The sequence below is a fragment of the Aquipuribacter aurantiacus genome (assembly GCF_051216895.1).
GTDB lineage: Bacteria > Actinomycetota > Actinomycetes > Actinomycetales > JBBAYJ01 > Aquipuribacter.
Window position 1 is genome coordinate 117,585 of sequence record NZ_JBPKAO010000002.1, and the last position, 18,712, is coordinate 136,296.

Consider the following 18,712-nt stretch of genomic DNA (forward strand, 5'->3'; position numbering starts at 1 on the left):
CGCGGCCGCACGTCCCGTGACCGACGACGCCGCGCTGGCCGGCCGCCGCTACTCCGCCCCGGCCACCTACGTGGTCGGGCGTGAGGTGGTCCGGCAGTTCGCGGAGGCGCTCGGTGCGGACCACCCCCTGCACCACGACGAGGTGGCCGCACGCGAGGCGGGGTTCGTCGACGTCGTGGCCCCGACCACCTTCGCGGTCGTCGTCGCGCAGCCCGCGACCGACGCCATGATGGCCGACCCCACGGTGGACCTGGAGTACTCCCGGATCGTGCACGGGGAGCAGACGTTCGTGCACCACGCCCCGATCGTGGCCGGTGACGAGCTGACCGCGACGATGACCGTGGCCGGCGTCCGACCGGCCGCGGGTGCCTCCATGCTGACGCTGGTGACCGAGGTCGCCACCGTCGCCGGGGAGCCGCGCAGCACCGTCACGGCCCTGCTGGTGCACCGGTGAGCGCGCGCCGCGGCTTCGACGGCGTCGCCGTCGGGGACACGCTGCCCGCGACCAGCTGCCGCTTCGACCGTGACGGGCTGGTGCGCTACACCGCCGCCAGCCGCGACTTCAACGCCATCCACTACAGCGACCGGGTCGCCACCGAGGTGGGCCTCCCTGGGGTCATCGTCCACGGGATGCTGACCATGGGCGCCGCCTCCCGGTTGCTCACCGAGTGGGCCGGCGACCCGACGGCCGTGGTCGGGTACTCCACCCGGTTCACCCGCCCCGTCGTGGTCCCCGACCCCGGCAGCGTCACGGTGGAGGTGAGCGGCACCGTCCGCTCGACCGACCCCGGGACCCGCCGCGTCGTGGTGGACCTGACCGTCACCTGCAACGGGGCGACGGTGCTCACGAAGACCCGCGCCACCCTCGCCCTGGCCTGACGGGCCCGGCCGCGCCGTACGGCGGCGTCGGGCGGCCGTGCCCCGCTCAGCGGGCAGCAGGCCCGGTCGTCGTGCCCAGGCGGAGCCTGACCTGCAGCGTCGTGTCGGTCCGACCTCCGCCGGCGAGGCGGGCCAGGACGGCCTCGGCGGTGCGCCGGGCCTTGTCCACCACGGGCTGCACCAGCGTGGTGAGCTCGTGCGGGGCGAGCCACGGGATCGACACCCCGTCGAAGCCGACCACGCTGACGTCCTCCGGCACCCGCAGGCCCAGCTCGGAGCAGGCCTGGACCACCCCCGCGGCCAGCACGTCCGACTGCGCCACGACGGCGGTGGGGCGGGCGTCGGCCGGGCCCTGCAGCAGGTGCAGCGCGGCCGTGCGTCCCTGCTCGACGGCGTTGGCCGACGTCTCCCACACCGCGACGGGTGTCAGCACGTCGTGCACGCCGTCCAGGCGGTTGACGTTGTCCGCGAAGCCGCCGCCCGACCGGCGACCGGCCGCCAGCGGACCCTCGTGCCCGTCCAGGCGCCAGGGCATCGTCACCACGGCGACGTCGCGGTGCCCGAGCCCCACCAGGTGACGGACCGCGGCGGCCGTCCCCGCTCGGTCGTCGATGCGCACCATCGACGCCCCGGGCACGTCCGGGCCCTCCACGGCGACCACCGGCACGCCGCGCCCCGTGGCCACCGCCAGCGCGGGGTCGTCGGCGAGGCCTCCGGTGGCGAACACGAGGGCGTCCATCGCCGCGGCCCGGTACTGCTCGGCGGGGGGCGCGCTGACGTCGTGGGTCATCGGCAGCAGCAGGATGGCCAGCCCCTCGCCGGCCAGGACGTCCACCAGGCCGTCGAGCATCGTCACGACGTACGGGTCCCGGAAGGCGTCGCGGAGCCGTTCGCCGACCACGACCCCGACGACCCCCGAGCGCCCCCGCCGCAGCGAGGCGGCGGTGGGGTCGGGGCCCGCGTAGCCGAGCTCCCGGGCGGCGGACATCACCCGCTCACGGGTGGCACCGGCGACGGGACCCGCGCCGGAGAACGCCAACGACGCCGTCGACCGCGAGACCCCGGCCGCGGCGGCGACGTCGCTGAGGGTGGCCCGGCCGCCGGGACGGCGGTCGTTCGGCTGCGCGGGCATGGGCTCCTCGGGGTGGACGGGTTGGCTCCTCGACCAGTGTGACGTAGCATCGCCGGGTCGCGATCGAATCGATTCGACCTTGGCGGTCCGGCCCACCGACCGCCAACCGACGTCGAGCACGAGGAACCTGCCGTGAGCGCCACCACCTCCCTGTCCGAGCGGACCGCTGTCACCGCGGCCCGCAACTCGGTGTACGCCGTCTTCGCCGTCAACGGCCTGCTGCTGTCGTCCCTGCTGGCGCGGTTGCCCGCCGTGCGGGACGACCTGGGGCTCAGCCCCGAGCAGCTGGGCATCACGCTGCTCGCGGCGTCGGTCGGCTCGGTGCTCGCGCTGCCGACGGCGGGGTCGTTGGTCCAGCGCCTGGGCGTGCGCCCGGTGATCGTGGTCGCGGCCGTCCTGGGCGCGCTGGGCGTCGCCGCCGCGGGGTTCGCCCCCGACCGGCTGGTGCTGGCGCTGTCGCTGTTCGCCTGGGGCTTCGCCAACGGTGCCTGGGACGTCGCGATGAACGTGGAGGCCGCCGACGTCGAGCGCCGGCTGGGCATCACGATCATGCCGCGCTTCCACGGCCTGTGGAGCGTGGGGACGGTCCTCGGGGCCACCGGCGCCGTGCTCGCGACGTACCTGTCCATCGGGCGAGGGCCCCACCTGCTGGTGGTGTCCGGCGTCGTCCTCGTCGGCGCGGCCCTGGCGGTGCGCAACTTCCTGCCCGCCGAGCTGGGCGCGCGAGGTGCGACCGCGGAGCACGCCGCCCGCACCGCGACCGCGGGCGACGACGGCGGCCCGGTCCGGGCCTACTCGCTGCGCGACGCCTGGACCGACCCGCGCACGCTGCTCATCGGGGTCACCATGCTCGGCTTCGCGCTGGCCGAGGGGATCGCCGGGGACTGGCTGGCGATCGCGGTGATCGACTCCCGGGGGGCGCAGGAGTGGGTCGGCACGTCGATGTACTGGGTGTTCCTGGCCTCGGTCATGGTCGGCCGGTTCGCCGGCCCGGTGCTGCTGGACCGCTACGGCCGCTACCGGCCGCTGCTGGTCATGGCCGCCATGGTCGCCCTCGGCGTGCTCTGCGTCGTGTTCGTCCCCGGCGTGCTCGGCGCGGCCGTCGGCGCCGTGCTCTGGGGCGTCGGGGTCAGCCTGGGCTTCCCCGTCGGCATGACCGCCGCCGCCGACGACCCGGTCCGGGCCGCGATGCGCGTGTCGGTCGTCGCGTCGGTCGCCTACACGGCGTTCCTGGCCGGGCCGCCCCTGGTCGGCCTGCTGGGCGAGGCGTTCGGCACCGACCTGGCCCTGCTCACCGCCTGCGGCGCGGCGTTGCTGGCGTTCTGCACCGCGGCGTCCATGCGTCCCCCGACCGACGGGACCGACGCGACCGACGGGACCGACGCGACCGACGGGACCGACGGGACCGAGCGGGACGTGCGGGACGGACCGGCGGCGGGCGGGAGCGGGCGCGACGGCTGCGACCAGGACGGCGAGCGGTCGCCTAGCCTGACCCGGTGAGCTCCCTCGCCGACCTGACCACGCTGCGGGTCGGCGGACCCGCCGCCCGGCTGGTCGTGGCCCACGACAGCGACGAGCTGCTCGCCGCCGTCCAGGACGTCGACGCGCGCGGCGAGCGGCTGCTGCTGGTGGCGGGCGGGTCCAACCTCGTGGTGTCCGACGACGGCTTCGACGGCACCGTGGTGCAGGTCGCGGTCCCGCCCGGCGGGGGGGTGGCCGTCGGGGGCGCGGACGCCTGCGGGGGCGCCGACCTCGTGGTGCAGGCCGGCGCCGACTGGGACCAGCTCGTCGCGCTGGCGGTCGCCCACGGCTGGGCGGGCCTGGAGGCGCTGTCCGGCATCCCGGGCAGCGTCGGCGCCACCCCGGTGCAGAACGTCGGGGCCTACGGGGCCGAGGTCGCGGACACCGTGGCCACCGTGCAGGTGTGGGACCGGGTCGAGCAGCGGGTGCGCACCCTGGCCAACCGGGACTGCGCCTTCGGCTACCGCGACTCGGTGCTCAAGCGCGCCGCCTCGACCGGGCCCGACGGGATGGACCGCTACGTCGTGCTCCGGGTGTCGTTCCAGCTGCTGCTGGCCGACCTGTCCGCCCCGGTCCGCTACGCCGAGCTGGCGGGGCGGGTCGGCGTCGCGGTGGGGGAGCGCGCCCCGCTGGCCGAGGTCCGCGACGCGGTGCTGGCGCTGCGCAAGGGCAAGGGCATGGTCCTGGACCCCGACGACCACGACACCTGGAGCGCGGGCTCCTTCTTCACCAACCCCGTCATGCCGGTCGCCGACCTGCCGGCCGCGCTGGTGGACGCGCCCGGCTGGCCCACCGGGGACGGGATGGTCAAGCTGCCCGCGGCCTGGTTGATCGAGCACGCCGGCATCGGCAAGGGCTTCGGCCTGCCGGGACCCGCGGCGGTCTCGACCAAGCACACCCTGGCCCTGACCAACCGGGGCGGGGCCAGCGCGGCGGACGTGGTCGGGCTGGCCCGTCAGGTGCGTGACGCCGTGCGGACCCGGTTCGGCGTCACCCTGGTGCCGGAGCCGCGGTTCGTGGGTCTGACGCTCTGACCTGCTCGCCGCCCGGACGTCCGCCCGGCTCCTGCGGCGGCGGGGCGGCGAGCCACCGGTCCACCTCACCGAGCCAGCGGCGGACGTCGTCGGTCGGGGCGCACGACAGCCGCAGGCTGTGCCGGGCCAGCTCGGCCAGGGCCTCGTCGGTCAGGCCCGCGACGTCCCGGGCGACCTCGTACTGGGCGGTGAGCCGCGAGCCGAACAGCAGGGGGTCGTCGGCGCCCAGCGCGACGGCGGCGCCGGCGGCCAGCAGCGCCCCGAGCGGGACGTGGGCCGCGGTCGGGTAGACCCCCAGCCCGACGTTGCTCGCGGGGCACACCTCCAGGCCCACCCCGGCGGCGACCACGCGGTCCAGGGTCCGCGGGTCCTCGACGCTGCGGACGCCGTGGCCGAGACGGTCCGGGTGCAGCGTGTCCAGCACGTGGTCGACGTGCTCGGCGCCCAGCAGCTCGCCGCCGTGCGGCACGCACGCGAGCCCGGCCCGTCGCGCGATGGCGAACGCGGGGGCGAACGCGGCCGTGTCGCCACGCCGCTCGTCGTTGCTCAGACCGAACCCCACGACCTGGCCGGGACCGTCCCCGACGTGCCGGGCCGCCAGGCGGGCCAGCGTGCGCGCGTCCAGCGGGTGCCGGACCCGGCTGGCGGCCACCACCACCGCGACCTGGCAGCCGGTGGCGGCGCCGGCCTCCCGGGCGGCGTCCAGCACGATCTCCAGGGCCGGCGTCAGCCCCCCGACCAGCGGCGCGTAGGACGTCGGGTCGATCTGCAGCTCGAGCCGGCGGGACCCCTCGGCCGCGTCGTCGGCGGCCGCCTCGTGGACGAGGCGGCGCATGTCGGACTCGTCGCGCACGCAGGCCCGCGCCGCCTCGTACAGCCGCTGGAACCGGAACCAGCCCCGCTCGTCCGCGGGCACCCGGAGCAGGTGGTGCTCGCGCAGCAGCTCCGGCAGCGGCAGGTCGTGCCGCTGCGCCAGCTCCGACAGGGTCTGCGGTCGCATCGACCCGGTGAAGTGCAGGTGCAGGTGCGCCTTGGGCAGCGCCCGCAGGTCGCGCCGCCCCCGGGGGGTGGTGCCCCGGTCGGGGGTCGCGGTGTCCGGCACCGGGCGATCCTGCCAGCCGGGCGCAGGGGAGCGGCTACAGCAGGCCGTGGCGGGAGGCGACGACCACGGCCCGGGTGCGGTCGTCGACGTCCAGCTTGGCGAACACCCGCAGCAGGTGGGTCTTGACGGTCGCCTCGCCGATGTACAGGCGTCGGCCGATCTCGGCGTTGCTCCAGCCCTCGGCGACGCCTCGGAGCACCTCGGTCTCCCGGGCCGTCAGGTGCGGTGCCGCCGGGGCCCGGACCCGGTGCAGCAGGCGTGCCGCGACGGCGGGCGCGAGCACGGTCTCGCCGCGGGCCGCCGCCCGGACGCCGGCGACCAGGACCTCCTGGCCCGAGTCCTTGAGCAGGTAGCCCCGCGCTCCGGCCTCGACCGCGCGCAGGATGTCGGCGTCGGAGTCGTACGTGGTGAGGACCAGCACCGCGGCCCCCGGGTCGCGCCGCAGGATCGCCTCGGTGGCGTCCGTGCCGTCGAGGCCGGGCATCCGCAGGTCGGTGAGCAGCACGTCCGGGTCGAGCTCCTGGTGCAGCCGGACGGCCTCGTGACCGTCGGCGGCCTCACCCACGACCTCCAGGTCCGGTTCGAGACCCAGCAGCGCGACGATGCCGGCCCGGACCACCGGGTGGTCGTCGGCGACCAGCACGGTGACGCCGGTCGTCCCGGTGCCGGCCTGCTCCTCGGCGGCCGCCCGGTCCGGGGCGGTCATCGGCTCGGCACCTCGACGGCCAGGCGGGTCCCGCCCCCGGTGACCGGGTCCAGACCGACCGTGCCGCCCACGTCACCGGCGCGGGCGCGCAGCCCGTCCAGCCCGAAGCCCGCCCCCTGCCGGTCGGGGTCGTAGCCGACCCCGTCGTCGGTGACCTCCAGCCGCAGCGGACCGGCGGGGTCGCGGTGCAGCCGCAGCCCCACGGTGCGGGCGGCCGCGTGCTTGCGCACGTTGGCCAGGCCCTCCTGGGCGCTGCGCAGCAGCACCACCGCGGTCTCCGGCGTCAGCACGTCCTCCAGCGAGTCGTCGACGTCGACCTCGACGGTGGTGCCCGTCTCGGTCGCGAACCGGTCCGCCAGCCGCCCGAGCGCGCCGGCGAGGTCGCTCCCGTGGACGTCGACGGGTGAGAAGGCCGCGACCAGGGCCCGGGCCTCGGCCAGGTTGGTGCGGGCGACCTCCTCCATGGTCTCCAGCCGCCCCGCGACGACCTCCGGCGGCGACGAGACCAGCTCGCGCCGGGCCACCTGCGACAGCATGACCAGGCTCGTGAACCCCTGGGCGAGCGTGTCGTGGATGTCGCGGGCCATCGAGGCCTGCACCTGGGCGGCGCCCGCCGCCCGCTCGGCGGCGGCCAGGTCGGTGCGGGTCGACTCCAGCTGGGCGATGAGGTCCGCCCGGTCGGCCGACTGCTCGACGACCGAGCTGAACCACAGGCCGAGCGTCAGGCTGAACAGGAAGCTGACCACGATCGCGACACCGGCGGTGCGCAGGGACCCGACGTCACCGCCGGCGGCGAGCACGAAGCCGGTCAGCGCGGCCAGCGACACCACCGCCGTGGCCACGGACGCCCGCAGCCGGCCCTCGACCAGCATCCAGACCTGCGGGTAGGCCAGGAACAGCAGGAACGAGGTACCCCCGCCGCTGACCCACAGCAGCACCGGCAGCGCGACCACGAGGACGCCCAGGTAGCCGAGGGCCCGCCACTGGGAGCGGTCGCGGGCGGCCGGGCCGCCCAGCACGGCGTAGGCCAGCGCGAGGGCGCCCAGGGCACCCGCGCCGGCCACCGCCCGGCCGCCGCGGGTCCCGCCGTCCAGGAGCAGGGAGAGCACCGTGAGGCCCAGGACCACCCAGAACGCGGTGTGCCAGCCCACGACCGCGCGGTCCCAGGCGTGGGGGACCGCCCGGTCCCAGGCGTCCCGCTCCGCGACGGCGGCGCCCGGCGCCGGTGAGGGGGTCACGAGCCCGCCCTCAGCCGTGGCGCCGCGGCAGCCAGCGGAACGTCAGCCTGGCCAGCACCAGCCCGGCCAGCAGCCACGCGACGAGCACGACCGCGGTCTCCGTCGTCTGCCACGAGCCCGAGGGTTCCACCTGGAGCCAGCCCGTGTCATCGAGGAAGACCGACCGCATGCCCTGCGCCATCCACTTGAGCGGGAACAGGGAGGCGACGTCGACCATCCAGGTCGGCAGCTGGCTGATGACGAAGTACACCCCGGAGATGAACTGCAGGACGATCATGGGCGGCGTCACGATGGCGCTCGCCGACCGGGCGTTGGGCGGCACGGAGCTGAAGGCGATCCCCAGGACGGTCCCGGCCGCGGCGCCCAGGACGACGATCCAGGTGAACCGGGCCCACAGCTCGGCCGTCGCGGGGAGCGTGACGTCGAACAGCAGGACCGCCACGGTCAGCAGGATCACCAGCTGCAGCGCGGTCGTCAGCAGGACCTGCCCGATCTTGCCCAGGAAGAACGCGACCGGGGGCATGGGGGTGCCCCGCAACCGCTTGAGGGTGCCGTTGTCGCGCTCGATGGCGATCTCGATCGCCATGGTCTGGAAGCTGGTCAGCAGCACGCCGGCCGCCGCGACACCCGCGACGAAGTACTGGCTGAAGCTGACGCCCGGGGCGATCTCGTCGTCGAACACCGAGCCGAAGATGACCATGAGGATGGCCGGGAACAGCAGGCTGAACACCAGCGAGTCCCGCTGCCGGAGGAACTGCAGGGTCTCCACCCGGGTCCGCGAGGCGGCGATCGTCAGGGTGCTCATGCCGTCACCTGCTCCTGCGCGGGGTCGGCGCCCGCACCGGCCTCGTGCCCGACCAGGGTCAGGTAGACGTCCTCGAGCGAGGAGCGCCCGACCGTCAGCCCGGGGACCTCGCCGCGGGCGTCGGGACCGGCGTGCTCGGCGAGGAGGCGGCGCACCACGGCCGACGGGGTCGTCGTCCGTTCCTCCCGGGGTCGTCCGTCCGGGTCGCGCCACCGCACCACGGCCACGTCGCGCAGCGGCCCGCCCAGCTCGTCCGGTGGGCCGCAGGCCACCAGCCGCCCGTCCGCGACGACGGCCACCCGGTCGGCGAGCCGCGCCGCCTCGTCGAGGTAGTGGGTGGTCAGCAGGATCGTGGTGCCCGCGTCGCGCAGGTCCTCCAGCACCGCCCAGAACTGCCGCCGGGCCTCCGGGTCGAAGCCCGTGGTCGGCTCGTCCAGGAACAGGAGCTCGGGCCGGCCGATGACGGCGAGGGCGACGTCGAGGCGACGACGCTGCCCGCCGGACAGCGCGGCCACCCGGGTCCTGAGCCGCTCGCCCAGCCCGACCAGCGCGGCGACCTCGGCCACCGGTCGCGGGTCGGGGTACAGGGTCGCCCAGTGCCGCAGCAGCTCCGCGACGGTCAGGTCGAGCGGCTCGGAGGTGTCCTGCAGCACGATCCCGACCCGCGCGCGCCAGGACAGCGGGGCCCGCCAGGGGTCCGTGCCGAGCACGGCCACCTCACCGGTGTCCCGGTGCCGGTAGCCCTCGAGGATCTCGGTCGTCGTCGACTTGCCGGCCCCGTTGGGCCCCAGCAGGGCGAAGACCTCGCCGTGGGCCACGTCCAGGTCCAGGTCCGCGACGGCCGTCCGGTGGACGCCGCCCCCCACGGCGTAGGTCTTGCTCAGGCCCCGGACCCGGACGGCGAGGTCGACCGCGTCGGGCAGCGTGGCGTCGGGCCGCCCGGGAGCCGGGCCGGTCGCGTCGGGGCTCGCGGCGCCGGGGCTCGCGGTGCCGGGGCGGGGGAGCGGTGCGCCGGTCGTCGACGTGGTCTCGGCTGGTGTGCTCATGAGCCGAGCGTGCTCCAGCGGCGCGGGTCGGCACGAGCACCGGTGCACCGACGCCCGGGTCCACCGGTCGGTGGACCCGGGCGTCGGGTCGGGCGGGTGCGGTGGCCGCGGGGCCTCCGGGGGCGGGTCAGGCCCCCGCGAGGAGGCGCTGGATCCGGGTGACGCCCTCGACCAGGTCGTCGTCACCGAGCGCGTAGGACAGCCGCAGGAACCCGCTGGGCCCGAACGCCTCGCCGGGGACCACCGCCACCTCTGACTCCTCGAGGATCAGCGTCGCGAGCTCGGCCGAGGTCTGCGGGGTGCGCCCGGCGATGGTCCGGCCCAGCACGCCGCGGACGTCGGGGTAGGCGTAGAACGCCCCCTGCGGGACCGGGCAGGTGACCCCGTCGACCTGGTTCAGCATGTCGACCATCAGACCGCGACGGCGGTCGAAGGCCTCGCGCATGGCGTGCGCCGCGTCCAGCGTGCCCGTGACCGCGGCCAGCGCCGCGCGCTGGCTGACGTTGGCCACGTTGCTGCTGAGGTGGGACTGCAGGTTGGTCGCGGCCTTGATGACGTCGACCGGCCCGATCATCCAGCCCACGCGCCAGCCCGTCATGGCGTAGGTCTTGGCCACGCCGTTCAGCACGACGCAGGTGTCGGCCAGCTCGGGCACGACCACCGGCATGGACTCCGCGCTCACGCCGTCGTAGGTGAGGTGCTCGTAGATCTCGTCGGTGACGACCCAGACGCCGTGCTCCAGCGCCCAGCGCCCGATGGCCTCGACCTGCTCGCGCGGGTAGACCGCCCCCGTGGGGTTGGACGGCGAGCAGAACAGCAGCACCTTGGTCCGCTCGGTCCGTGCGGCCTCGAGCTGCTCGACCGTCACCAGGTAACCCTGCTCGGGACCGGCGAACACCTCCACCGGCACGCCGCCGGCCAGGCGGACGGCCTCGGGGTAGGTGGTCCAGTAGGGAGCGGGCAGGAGCACCTCGTCGCCCGGGTCCAGCAGCGTGGCGAACGCCTGGTAGACGGCCTGCTTGCCGCCGTTGGTCACCAGCACCTGCGAGGCCGTGACCTGCAGCCCGGAGTCGCGGGCGGTCTTGGCGGCGATGGCCTCGCGCAGCGCGGGCAGGCCGGCCGCAGGGGTGTAGCGGTGCATCGCGGGCTCACGGGCCGCGACCAGCGCGGCGTCGACCACCTCCGGCGGGGTGGGGAAGTCCGGCTCGCCCGCGCCGAACCCGATCACGGGACGGCCGGCGGCCTTGAGCGCCTTGGCCTTCGCGTCCACGGCCAGGGTGGCGGACTCGCTGATGCCTCCGATCCGGGCGGAGACACGAGGGCGTGCGGACGTGGGCTGCTGCGAGGGCTGCTCAGGCATGACCCCATCTTGCCGCTCCCGGCCTGCCGCCGCCGTCGGGACCGGTCGCGTGGCGCCGAGTTCGACCCACGGGGTCGAAGGGCCGTATGCTGACCGACCGGCGTGCATCCGCCGTCGTCACCGTGCCCTCGGCGCGGTTCCGGCAGCGGGGGTCCGTCGAAGGGCAGTGGCGCAATTGGTAGCGCACCGGTCTCCAAAACCGGCGGTTGTGGGTTCGAGTCCCTCCTGCCCTGCGCATCGATCGGACGAACCAGGGCGACCTGGACCAGCGAGAGAAGGCAGCAGACGGTGACGGACACCCGCGAGGGCACGACCAGCCCGGCCGATCGACGCCGCGGCGGCTTCGTGCTGTTCCTGCGTCAGTGCCTCGCCGAGCTGCGCAAGGTCGTCCGTCCCACCCGGGACGAGCTGGTCGCCTACACGAGCGTCGTGCTCGTCTTCGTCGCCGTGGTCATGACCTACATCAGCATCCTCGACTTCGGGTTCGGCCGGCTCGTCCTGTGGGCGTTCGGCGGCTGAGCCGCTGCGAGGGCCGTCCGACCGGCCACCGTCCCACCCCGATCCCAGGAAGCAGGTTCACCACATGTCCGACCAGCCCGACGTCGCACGCGACGCCGAGGACACCGTCGAGGCGGTCCCGACCGCCGACGACGTGACGACGGACGACCTCTCCCACCTGGACGAGTCCTCGCTGACCGTCCAGGAGGCCGACCTGGCCGCCACCGAGGGCGCCGACGTCCTCACCGAGGGCTACGTCGACGAGCCCGCCGACGCCACGCAGGTCGAGGCGGCCGACGAGGCCGTCCCCGCCGACGGCGAGGCGACGGACCAGGTGGACCCCGACGAGGCCCCGGCCGACCCGGTCGAGGAGCTGCGCACCGAGCTGCGTCGTGCCGTGGGCGACTGGTACGTCGTCCACAGCTACGCCGGCTACGAGAACCGCGTCAAGACCAACCTCGAGGCGCGGATCACCTCCCTCAACATGGAGGAGTACATCCACCAGGTCGAGGTCCCCATGGAGGAGGTGACCGAGATCAAGAACGGGCAGAAGAAGGACGTCCGTCGGGTCCGGATCCCCTCCTACGTGCTGGTCCGCATGGACCTCACCGACGAGTCCTGGGGTGCGGTCCGTCACACCCCCGGCGTCACCGGCTTCCTGGGCTCGGCCCACCACCCCGTCCCGCTCACCCTGGACGAGGTCATGGGCATGCTCGCCCCGACCGTCGCGGTCCCCGCGGCCTCGACCGGCAAGGGCGGCGGGGGCGGTACGAGCTCCTCGTCCGCGGCCACCGTCGACTTCGAGGTCGGCGAGTCGGTCACCGTCATGGACGGCCCGTTCGCCACCCTCCCGGCGTCGATCTCCGAGATCAACGTCGACTCCCAGAAGCTCAAGGTCCTCGTGTCGATCTTCGGCCGCGAGACGCCCGTCGAGCTGTCGTTCAACCAGGTGTCCAAGCTCTGAGGAGCTGCTCCACCCAGGGCGCCGGACGGCACCACCGCACCACCACCACCCACACAGCAGAAGGACCCGAGAAGTGCCTCCCAAGAAGAAGAAGGTCACTGGAGTCATCAAGCTCCAGATCAAGGCCGGCGCGGCCAACCCCGCCCCGCCGATCGGCCCCGCCCTCGGTGCGGCCGGCGTCAACATCATGGAGTTCTGCAAGGCCTACAACGCCGCGACCGAGTCGCAGCGCGGGGACATCGTCCCCGTCGAGATCACGGTCTTCGAGGACCGCTCGTTCACCTTCATCACCAAGACCCCGCCGGCCGCACAGCTGATCAAGAAGGCCGCCGGGATCGAGAAGGGCTCGGGCACCCCGCACACCGACAAGGTCGCCACCATCAGCCAGGAGCAGGTGCGCAAGATCGCCGAGACCAAGCTGGCCGACCTGAACGCGAACGACCTCGACCAGGCCTCCAAGATCATCGCCGGCACCGCCCGCAGCATGGGCGTCACCGTCTCCGACTGATCCACCCGGCACCACGTGGGAGGGCCGCGCGCGGCCCGCCGACCACGACTCCACCACGCCTGCAGCAGCGGGCGGACCCCACCACAGGAGCAGACATGAAGCGCAGCAAGGCCTACCGCGCCGCGGCCGACAAGATCGACGCGGACAACCTGTACACCCCCGCCGAGGCCGTCGGGCTGGTCAAGCAGACCGCGACCACCAAGTACGACGCGACCGTCGAGGTCGCCATGCGTCTGGGCGTCGACCCCCGCAAGGCGGACCAGATGGTCCGCGGCACCGTCAACCTGCCCCACGGCACCGGCAAGACGGCCCGCGTCCTGGTCTTCGCCACCGGTGAGCGCGCGCAGCAGGCCCTCGAGGCCGGCGCCGACCACGTCGGCAGCGACGACCTGCTCGAGAAGATCCAGGGCGGCTGGCTCGACTTCGACTCCGTCGTGGCCACCCCGGACCTGATGGGCAAGGTCGGCCGCCTGGGCAAGGTGCTCGGCCCCCGCGGTCTGATGCCCAACCCGAAGACCGGCACCGTGACGATGGACGTGGCCAAGGCCGTGACCGAGATCAAGGGCGGCAAGATCGAGTTCCGCGTCGACAAGCACTCCAACCTGCACTTCATCATCGGCAAGGCGTCGTTCGACGAGGCCAAGCTCCTCGAGAACTACGCCGCCGCGATGGAGGAGGTCCTCCGCCTCAAGCCGTCCTCGTCCAAGGGGCGCTACATCTCCAAGACGACGATCGCCGCGACGATGGGCCCGGGCATCCCGGTCGACCCGACCGCCTCGGCAGCCGTGGACGCCAACGCCTGAGCACCAGCACCCCAGCACCAGCACCACCCGCACGCGGGGCCCGGACCGACTCGGTCCGGGCCCCGCGTCGTCCGCGGGAGGGTGGGCCGGGACGGGGCGATTTGGTCCGCGGCGCAACCGGGCCGTACCCTGCAACCACCGAAGACCGCTGGTCGGCACCCTCACGGGTGTGTCGAAGGATCCGGGAGACGACCCGGACGGCCCGCGCAGGTGCTGAGCAAGGCCCCCTCGTGGGTCCACGCCCCGTGCCTCGCGCCGGGGCGTTCGTCGTCTCTCCCGGGTCCTCCGTTCGGTCGGGACCGCGCACGCGGTCCTGCAGAAGACGGAAGGAACACCATGCCCACCCAGGAGAAGGCTGACGCCGTCGCCGAGCTCGCGGACCTGTTCCGTGCCTCGAACGCGGCCGTCCTCACCGAGTACCGCGGGCTCACCGTCTCCCAGCTGACGAAGTTGCGCGCCGCCCTCGGCGAGAACGCGACGTACGCCGTCGTCAAGAACACGCTCACGAAGATCGCCGCCGAGAAGGCGGGCTTCGAGGGCCTGGACCCCGCAGACCTCAAGGGCCCCACGGCCATCGCGTTCGTGACCGGTGACCCGGTCGAGGCCGCCAAGGGTCTGCGTGACTTCGGCAAGGAAGCCCCCGCGCTCGTCATCAAGGGCGGTGTGCTCGACGGCCGCCCGATCGACGCGGACGGCCTCAAGAAGCTGGCCGACCTCGAGCCGCGCGAGGTGCTCCTCGCCAAGCTCGCCGGGGCCATGAAGGCGCCGCTGTCCAAGGCGGTCTACCTGGCCAACGCCCCGCTCGCGAAGGCCGCCCGTGCGGTCGACGCGCTGCGGGTCAAGCGCGAGCAGGAGAGCGACGCGGCCTGACGGTCGCCCGCCCGAGACGCACGAGCACGAGACGCACGAGCACCACACCGCGACACCGGCCCGGCCGCACCGCGCGGGGCCTGCACCATCCGTAGACACCAGGAAGAAGGACACCCCATGGCGAAGCTCACCGCCGACGAGCTGCTCGAGCAGTTCAAGGACATGACCCTGATCGAGCTCTCCGAGTTCGTGAAGAAGTTCGAGGAGACCTTCGAGGTCACCGCCGCCGCGCCCGTCGCCGTCGCCGCCGCTGGTGGCGCCGCTGGTGGCGCCGCGGAGGAGGCCGCCGAGCAGGACGAGTTCGACGTCGTCCTCGAGGCTGCCGGCGAGAAGAAGATCCAGGTCATCAAGGAGGTGCGCGCCCTCACGAGCCTGGGCCTCAAGGAGGCCAAGGACCTCGTGGACGCCGCCCCCAAGGCCGTCCTGGAGAAGGTCGACAAGGAGGCCGCCCAGGCCGCCAAGGAGAAGCTCGAGGGTGCCGGCGCGACCGTCACCGTCAAGTGACCCACGCTCTCTGACCCACCCGCCGGGCGCACGCCCGGCACACAGGTCGCCCCGACCCCGCGCGGACACCGTGCGGGGCCGGGGCGATTTGCCTTGCAGGGGCCGACGACCTATCGTTGTCCTTTGCTGCCCAGCCTCTGACTCCCGTGGGATTGACCACGGGTGTCAACCATGCAACGAAAACCCACAGCAGGCCCGTGGAAGGACCCGTCTTGGTCGCCTCGCGCACCGCGCCCGCTCCTCGTGTACAGCCCGTACCGGTGAACCCCCGACCCTCTTTCGCCAAGATCCGTGAGCCGCTCGAGGTCCCCGACCTCCTGGCGTTGCAGACGGAGAGCTTCGACTGGTTGCTCGGCAACGACAACCACGTCGCTCGTCTCGAGGCCCTCGGCGAGGACCCCGGTGCTTCCGGTCTCGCCGAGATCTTCGAGGAGATCAGCCCCATCGAAGACTTCTCGGAGACGATGTCCCTGTCGTTCCGGGACCACCGCTTCGAGCCCCCCAAGTACTCCGTCGAGGACTGCCGCGAGAAGGACATGACCTACGCGGCCCCGCTCTTCGTGACCGCCGAGTTCATGAACATGACCACCGGCGAGATCAAGAGCCAGACGGTGTTCATGGGCGACTTCCCGCTCATGACCGACCGCGGCACCTTCGTCATCAACGGCACCGAGCGTGTCGTGGTGTCGCAGCTGGTGCGCTCGCCCGGCGCCTACTTCGAGCGGGTGCGCGACAAGACCTCCGACAAGGACGTCTTCACCGCCAAGCTCATCCCCAGCCGTGGCGCGTGGCTCGAGTTCGAGATCGACAAGCGCGACGCGGTAGGCGTGCGCGTCGACCGCAAGCGCAAGCAGTCGGTCACGGTCTTCCTCAAGGCGCTCGGCATGACCGAGCAGGAGATCCGCGAGGAGTTCGCCGGCTACGACAGCATGCTGTCGACGCTGGACAAGGACACCACCGCCGACTCCGACGCGGCCCTGCTGGACCTGTACCGCAAGCTGCGTCCGGGCGAGCCGCCCACGCGCGAGGCGGCCCAGACCCTCCTGGACAACCTCTACTTCAACCCGAAGCGGTACGACCTGGCCAAGGTGGGGCGCTACAAGCTCAACCGCAAGCTGGGCGTCGACAAGCCGCTGGCCGACTCGACCCTGAGCCTGGCCGACATCGTCGCGACGCTGAAGTACCTGGTGACGCTGCACCACAACGCGGCCACCGGTGACGACCAGCGGACGATGTCCGGGCACAAGGCGGGCGAGGCCGTCGAGCTTCGCGTCGAGGTCGACGACATCGACCACTTCGGCAACCGTCGCCTGCGCAACGTCGGCGAGCTCATCCAGAACCAGGTCCGCACGGGCCTGTCCCGGATGGAGCGCGTCGTCCGGGAGCGGATGACCACCTCCGACGTCGAGGCGATCACCCCGCAGAGCCTCATCAACATCCGTCCCGTGGTCGCGGCCATCAAGGAGTTCTTCGGGACCTCCCAGCTGTCGCAGTTCATGGACCAGAACAACCCGCTCGCCGGCCTGACGCACAAGCGTCGTCTGTCCGCGCTGGGCCCGGGTGGTCTGTCCCGTGACCGTGCCGGCTTCGAGGTCCGCGACGTCCACCCGTCGCACTACGGCCGGATGTGCCCGATCGAGACCCCGGAGGGCCCGAACATCGGCCTGATCGGCTCGCTCGCCACCTACGCGCGGATCAACTCCTTCGGCTTCGTGGAGACCCCGTACCGCAAGGTCGCCAAGGGCGTCGTCAGCGACGAGGTCCAGTACCTCACCGCCGACGAGGAGGACAACTTCGTCGTGGCGCAGGCCAACGCGCCCCTGGACGAGAAGAGCCGCTTCGCCGAGGACCGCGTGCTGGTCCGGACCCGCTTCGGCGAGGTGGACTACGTCCACGGCGACGAGGTCGACTTCATGGACGTCTCGGCCCGGCAGATCAGCTCTGTCGCGACCGCGATGATCCCGTTCCTGGAGCACGACGACTCCAACCGCGCGCTCATGGGTTCCAACATGCAGCGTCAGGCCGTCCCGCTGGTCCGGGCCGAGGCGCCGTTCGTCGGCACCGGCATGGAGCTGCGGGCCGCGGTCGACGGCGGCGACGTCGTCGTGGCCGAGGCCGGGGGAGTCGTGCAGGAGGTCGCCGCCGACGCGGTGACCGTCGCGCAGGACGACGGGACCTACCGCACCTACCGGGTGCACAAGTTCCGTCGCTCCAACCAGGGCACGTCCTACAACCAGCGCGTGCTGGTGGACTCCGGCCAGCGCATCGAGCCGGGCTCCATCCTGGCCGACGGTCCCTCCACCGACGGTGGCGAGATGGCGCTCGGGCGCAACCTGCTCGTGGCGTTCATGCCGTGGGAGGGCCTCAACTACGAGGACGCCATCATCCTCAGCCAGCGCCTGGTGCAGGACGACGTCCTGTCCTCGATCCACATCGAGGAGCACGAGGTCGACGCCCGCGACACCAAGCTGGGCCCCGAGGAGATCACCCGGGACATCCCCAACGTCGGCGAGGAGGTCCTCGCGGACCTCGACGAGCGCGGGATCATCCGCATCGGTGCCGAGGTCGTCCCGGGCGACATCCTGGTCGGCAAGGTCACGCCCAAGGGCGAGACCGAGCTCACCCCCGAGGAGCGCCTGCTGCGCGCCATCTTCGGCGAGAAGGCCCGTGAGGTCCGCGACACGTCGCTCAAGGTGCCCCACGGCGAGACCGGCACCGTCATCGGCGTCCGGCTGTTCGACCGCGACGAGGGCGACGAGCTCCCGCCGGGCGTCAACCAGCTGGTCCGGGTCTACGTGGCCCAGAAGCGCAAGATCACCGACGGCGACAAGCTCGCCGGACGCCACGGCAACAAGGGCGTCATCTCGAAGATCCTGCCCGTCGAGGACATGCCGTTCATGGAGGACGGCACCCCCGTCGACATCATCCTCAACCCGCTCGGCGTCCCCGGCCGCATGAACATCGGCCAGATCCTCGAGCTCCACCTCGGCTGGATCGCCAGCCAGGGCTGGAAGATCGAGGGTGCCCCCGAGTGGGCGGCCCGGATGCCGGACACCGTCCGCGAGGTCGCACCCGGCACCAACGTCGCCAGCCCGGTCTTCGACGGGGCGCACGAGGACGAGGTCACCGGTCTGCTGAGCTCGACGCTGCCCAACCGTGACGGTGACCGCCTGGTCAACGCCGACGGCAAGGCGAACCTGCTCGACGGCCGCTCCGGTGAGCCGTTCCCCGAGCCGGTGTCGATCGGCTACATGTACATCCTGAAGCTGCACCACCTGGTCGACGACAAGATCCACGCCCGCTCGACCGGTCCGTACTCGATGATCACGCAGCAGCCGCTGGGTGGTAAGGCGCAGTTCGGTGGTCAGCGGTTCGGCGAGATGGAGGTCTGGGCGCTCGAGGCGTACGGCGCGAGCTACGCGCTGCAGGAGCTGCTCACGATCAAGTCCGACGACGTGATCGGCCGCGTGAAGGTGTACGAGGCCATCGTCAAGGGCGACAACATCCCCGAGCCGGGGATCCCGGAGTCGTTCAAGGTCCTCATCAAGGAGATGCAGTCGCTGTGTCTCAACGTCGAGGTGCTGTCGTCCGACGGCACGTCGATCGAGATGCGTGACTCCGACGACGACGTCTTCCGCGCGGCGGAGGAGCTCGGCATTGACCTGTCCCGGCGCGAGCCGAGCAGCGTCGAAGAGGTCTGACGGCCTTCCCGGGAGCACGGCGGCCGGCCCTGACCGGCCGG

Annotated in this window: 18 protein-coding genes and 1 tRNA gene; 12 read left to right on the plus strand and 7 right to left on the minus strand. The window is 73.1% G+C overall.

Annotated elements, in window-relative coordinates; all coding sequences use genetic code 11:
- The first annotated feature begins 16 nt into the window (after nt 1-16).
- Together ACR80Q_RS03330 and ACR80Q_RS03335 are read left to right on the plus strand one after the other, a co-directional pair.
- Nucleotides 17-454: an FAS1-like dehydratase domain-containing protein gene (locus ACR80Q_RS03330; RefSeq protein WP_435376143.1), complete on the plus strand. Its 438-nt coding sequence runs from the start codon at nt 17-19 to the stop codon at nt 452-454.
- A complete protein-coding gene (locus ACR80Q_RS03335) occupies nt 451-879 on the plus strand; it encodes a MaoC/PaaZ C-terminal domain-containing protein (protein ID WP_435376144.1) in 429 nt (142 codons plus the stop codon). Before ACR80Q_RS03330 ends, ACR80Q_RS03335 begins: the two co-directional genes overlap by 4 nt.
- Nucleotides 880-925: 46 nt before the next feature.
- On the opposite strand, the gene ACR80Q_RS03340 is transcribed toward ACR80Q_RS03335, so the two are convergent.
- The gene (locus ACR80Q_RS03340; protein WP_435376145.1) at nt 926-2,011 is read right to left on the minus strand and encodes a LacI family DNA-binding transcriptional regulator; all 1,086 of its coding nucleotides are present in this window, start codon (nt 2,009-2,011) and stop codon (nt 926-928) included.
- Nucleotides 2,012-2,143: 132 nt separating this feature from the next.
- Between ACR80Q_RS03340 and ACR80Q_RS03345 the strand changes: the two genes are divergently transcribed.
- Entirely contained in the window at nt 2,144-3,511 is a 1,368-nt protein-coding gene (locus ACR80Q_RS03345) for an MFS transporter (RefSeq protein WP_435376146.1), read from the plus strand.
- Nucleotides 3,508-4,566: a UDP-N-acetylmuramate dehydrogenase gene (locus tag ACR80Q_RS03350; protein ID WP_435376147.1), complete on the plus strand. Its 1,059-nt coding sequence runs from the start codon at nt 3,508-3,510 to the stop codon at nt 4,564-4,566. Before ACR80Q_RS03345 ends, ACR80Q_RS03350 begins: the two co-directional genes overlap by 4 nt.
- Here the strand turns inward: ACR80Q_RS03350 and ACR80Q_RS03355 are convergent.
- The 6 genes from ACR80Q_RS03355 to ACR80Q_RS03380 all read right to left on the minus strand — a co-directional run bounded on the left by ACR80Q_RS03355 (nt 4,523) and on the right by ACR80Q_RS03380 (nt 10,823).
- Nucleotides 4,523-5,668, minus strand: a complete 1,146-nt coding sequence (locus tag ACR80Q_RS03355; protein WP_435376148.1) for an adenosine deaminase — start codon at nt 5,666-5,668, stop codon at nt 4,523-4,525. The genes ACR80Q_RS03350 and ACR80Q_RS03355 overlap by 44 nt on opposite strands.
- 34 nt (nt 5,669-5,702) lie before the next feature.
- A complete protein-coding gene (locus ACR80Q_RS03360; RefSeq protein WP_435376149.1) occupies nt 5,703-6,374 on the minus strand; it encodes a response regulator in 672 nt (223 codons plus the stop codon).
- Entirely contained in the window at nt 6,371-7,612 is a 1,242-nt protein-coding gene (locus ACR80Q_RS03365) for a sensor histidine kinase (RefSeq protein WP_435376150.1), read from the minus strand. Before ACR80Q_RS03365 ends, ACR80Q_RS03360 begins: the two co-directional genes overlap by 4 nt.
- Before the next feature lie 10 nt (nt 7,613-7,622).
- Nucleotides 7,623-8,417 carry an ABC transporter permease gene (locus ACR80Q_RS03370; protein ID WP_435376151.1) on the minus strand — a complete coding sequence of 265 codons (795 nt, stop codon included), beginning with the start codon at nt 8,415-8,417 and terminating at the stop codon, nt 7,623-7,625.
- Nucleotides 8,414-9,463 carry an ABC transporter ATP-binding protein gene (locus tag ACR80Q_RS03375; protein ID WP_435376152.1) on the minus strand — a complete coding sequence of 350 codons (1,050 nt, stop codon included), beginning with the start codon at nt 9,461-9,463 and terminating at the stop codon, nt 8,414-8,416. The genes ACR80Q_RS03370 and ACR80Q_RS03375 overlap by 4 nt, the downstream gene beginning before the upstream one ends.
- A 127-nt stretch (nt 9,464-9,590) precedes the next feature.
- Nucleotides 9,591-10,823, minus strand: a complete 1,233-nt coding sequence (locus ACR80Q_RS03380) for a pyridoxal phosphate-dependent aminotransferase (RefSeq protein WP_435376153.1) — start codon at nt 10,821-10,823, stop codon at nt 9,591-9,593.
- A gap of 160 nt (nt 10,824-10,983) precedes the next feature.
- Between ACR80Q_RS03380 and ACR80Q_RS03385 the strand changes: the two genes are divergently transcribed.
- From ACR80Q_RS03385 to rpoB, 8 genes are all read left to right on the plus strand, one after another.
- Nucleotides 10,984-11,056, plus strand: a tRNA-Trp gene (locus ACR80Q_RS03385).
- 55 nt (nt 11,057-11,111) lie between these two features.
- Nucleotides 11,112-11,342 (plus strand): preprotein translocase subunit SecE, encoded by a 231-nt coding sequence (secE, locus tag ACR80Q_RS03390; protein ID WP_435376154.1) that lies wholly within the window; start codon nt 11,112-11,114, stop codon nt 11,340-11,342.
- 64 nt (nt 11,343-11,406) lie between these two features.
- A complete protein-coding gene (gene nusG / locus ACR80Q_RS03395) occupies nt 11,407-12,285 on the plus strand; it encodes a transcription termination/antitermination protein NusG (protein ID WP_435376155.1) in 879 nt (292 codons plus the stop codon).
- A 73-nt stretch (nt 12,286-12,358) separates the two neighbouring features.
- Nucleotides 12,359-12,793, plus strand: a complete 435-nt coding sequence (gene rplK / locus ACR80Q_RS03400; protein ID WP_435376156.1) for a 50S ribosomal protein L11 — start codon at nt 12,359-12,361, stop codon at nt 12,791-12,793.
- Between the two features lie 95 nt (nt 12,794-12,888).
- Complete coding sequence (rplA, locus tag ACR80Q_RS03405) at nt 12,889-13,596, plus strand: 50S ribosomal protein L1 (RefSeq protein ID WP_435376157.1); 708 nt, start codon at nt 12,889-12,891, stop codon at nt 13,594-13,596.
- 336 nt (nt 13,597-13,932) lie between these two features.
- Complete coding sequence (gene rplJ, locus ACR80Q_RS03410; RefSeq protein ID WP_435376158.1) at nt 13,933-14,466, plus strand: 50S ribosomal protein L10; 534 nt, start codon at nt 13,933-13,935, stop codon at nt 14,464-14,466.
- A gap of 117 nt (nt 14,467-14,583) precedes the next feature.
- On the plus strand, nt 14,584-14,970 hold the full coding sequence (rplL, locus tag ACR80Q_RS03415) for a 50S ribosomal protein L7/L12 (protein ID WP_435376159.1): 387 nt from the start codon (nt 14,584-14,586) through the stop codon (nt 14,968-14,970).
- A gap of 212 nt (nt 14,971-15,182) precedes the next feature.
- Entirely contained in the window at nt 15,183-18,671 is a 3,489-nt protein-coding gene (rpoB, locus tag ACR80Q_RS03420) for a DNA-directed RNA polymerase subunit beta (protein WP_435376433.1), read from the plus strand.
- Nucleotides 18,672-18,712 lie beyond the last annotated feature (41 nt).

Coding starts and splice junctions, on each gene's coding strand:
- rplJ (WP_435376158.1), top strand. CDS start 13,933: ATGCCCACCCAGGAGAAGGCTGACGCCGTCGCCGAGCTCGCGGACCTG.
- ACR80Q_RS03370 (WP_435376151.1), bottom strand. CDS start 8,417: ATGAGCACCCTGACGATCGCCGCCTCGCGGACCCGGGTGGAGACCCTG.
- rplL (WP_435376159.1), top strand. CDS start 14,584: ATGGCGAAGCTCACCGCCGACGAGCTGCTCGAGCAGTTCAAGGACATG.
- ACR80Q_RS03360 (WP_435376149.1), bottom strand. CDS start 6,374: ATGACCGCCCCGGACCGGGCGGCCGCCGAGGAGCAGGCCGGCACCGGG.
- ACR80Q_RS03375 (WP_435376152.1), bottom strand. CDS start 9,463: ATGAGCACACCAGCCGAGACCACGTCGACGACCGGCGCACCGCTCCCC.
- rplA (WP_435376157.1), top strand. CDS start 12,889: ATGAAGCGCAGCAAGGCCTACCGCGCCGCGGCCGACAAGATCGACGCG.
- ACR80Q_RS03340 (WP_435376145.1), bottom strand. CDS start 2,011: ATGCCCGCGCAGCCGAACGACCGCCGTCCCGGCGGCCGGGCCACCCTC.
- ACR80Q_RS03380 (WP_435376153.1), bottom strand. CDS start 10,823: ATGCCTGAGCAGCCCTCGCAGCAGCCCACGTCCGCACGCCCTCGTGTC.
- nusG (WP_435376155.1), top strand. CDS start 11,407: ATGTCCGACCAGCCCGACGTCGCACGCGACGCCGAGGACACCGTCGAG.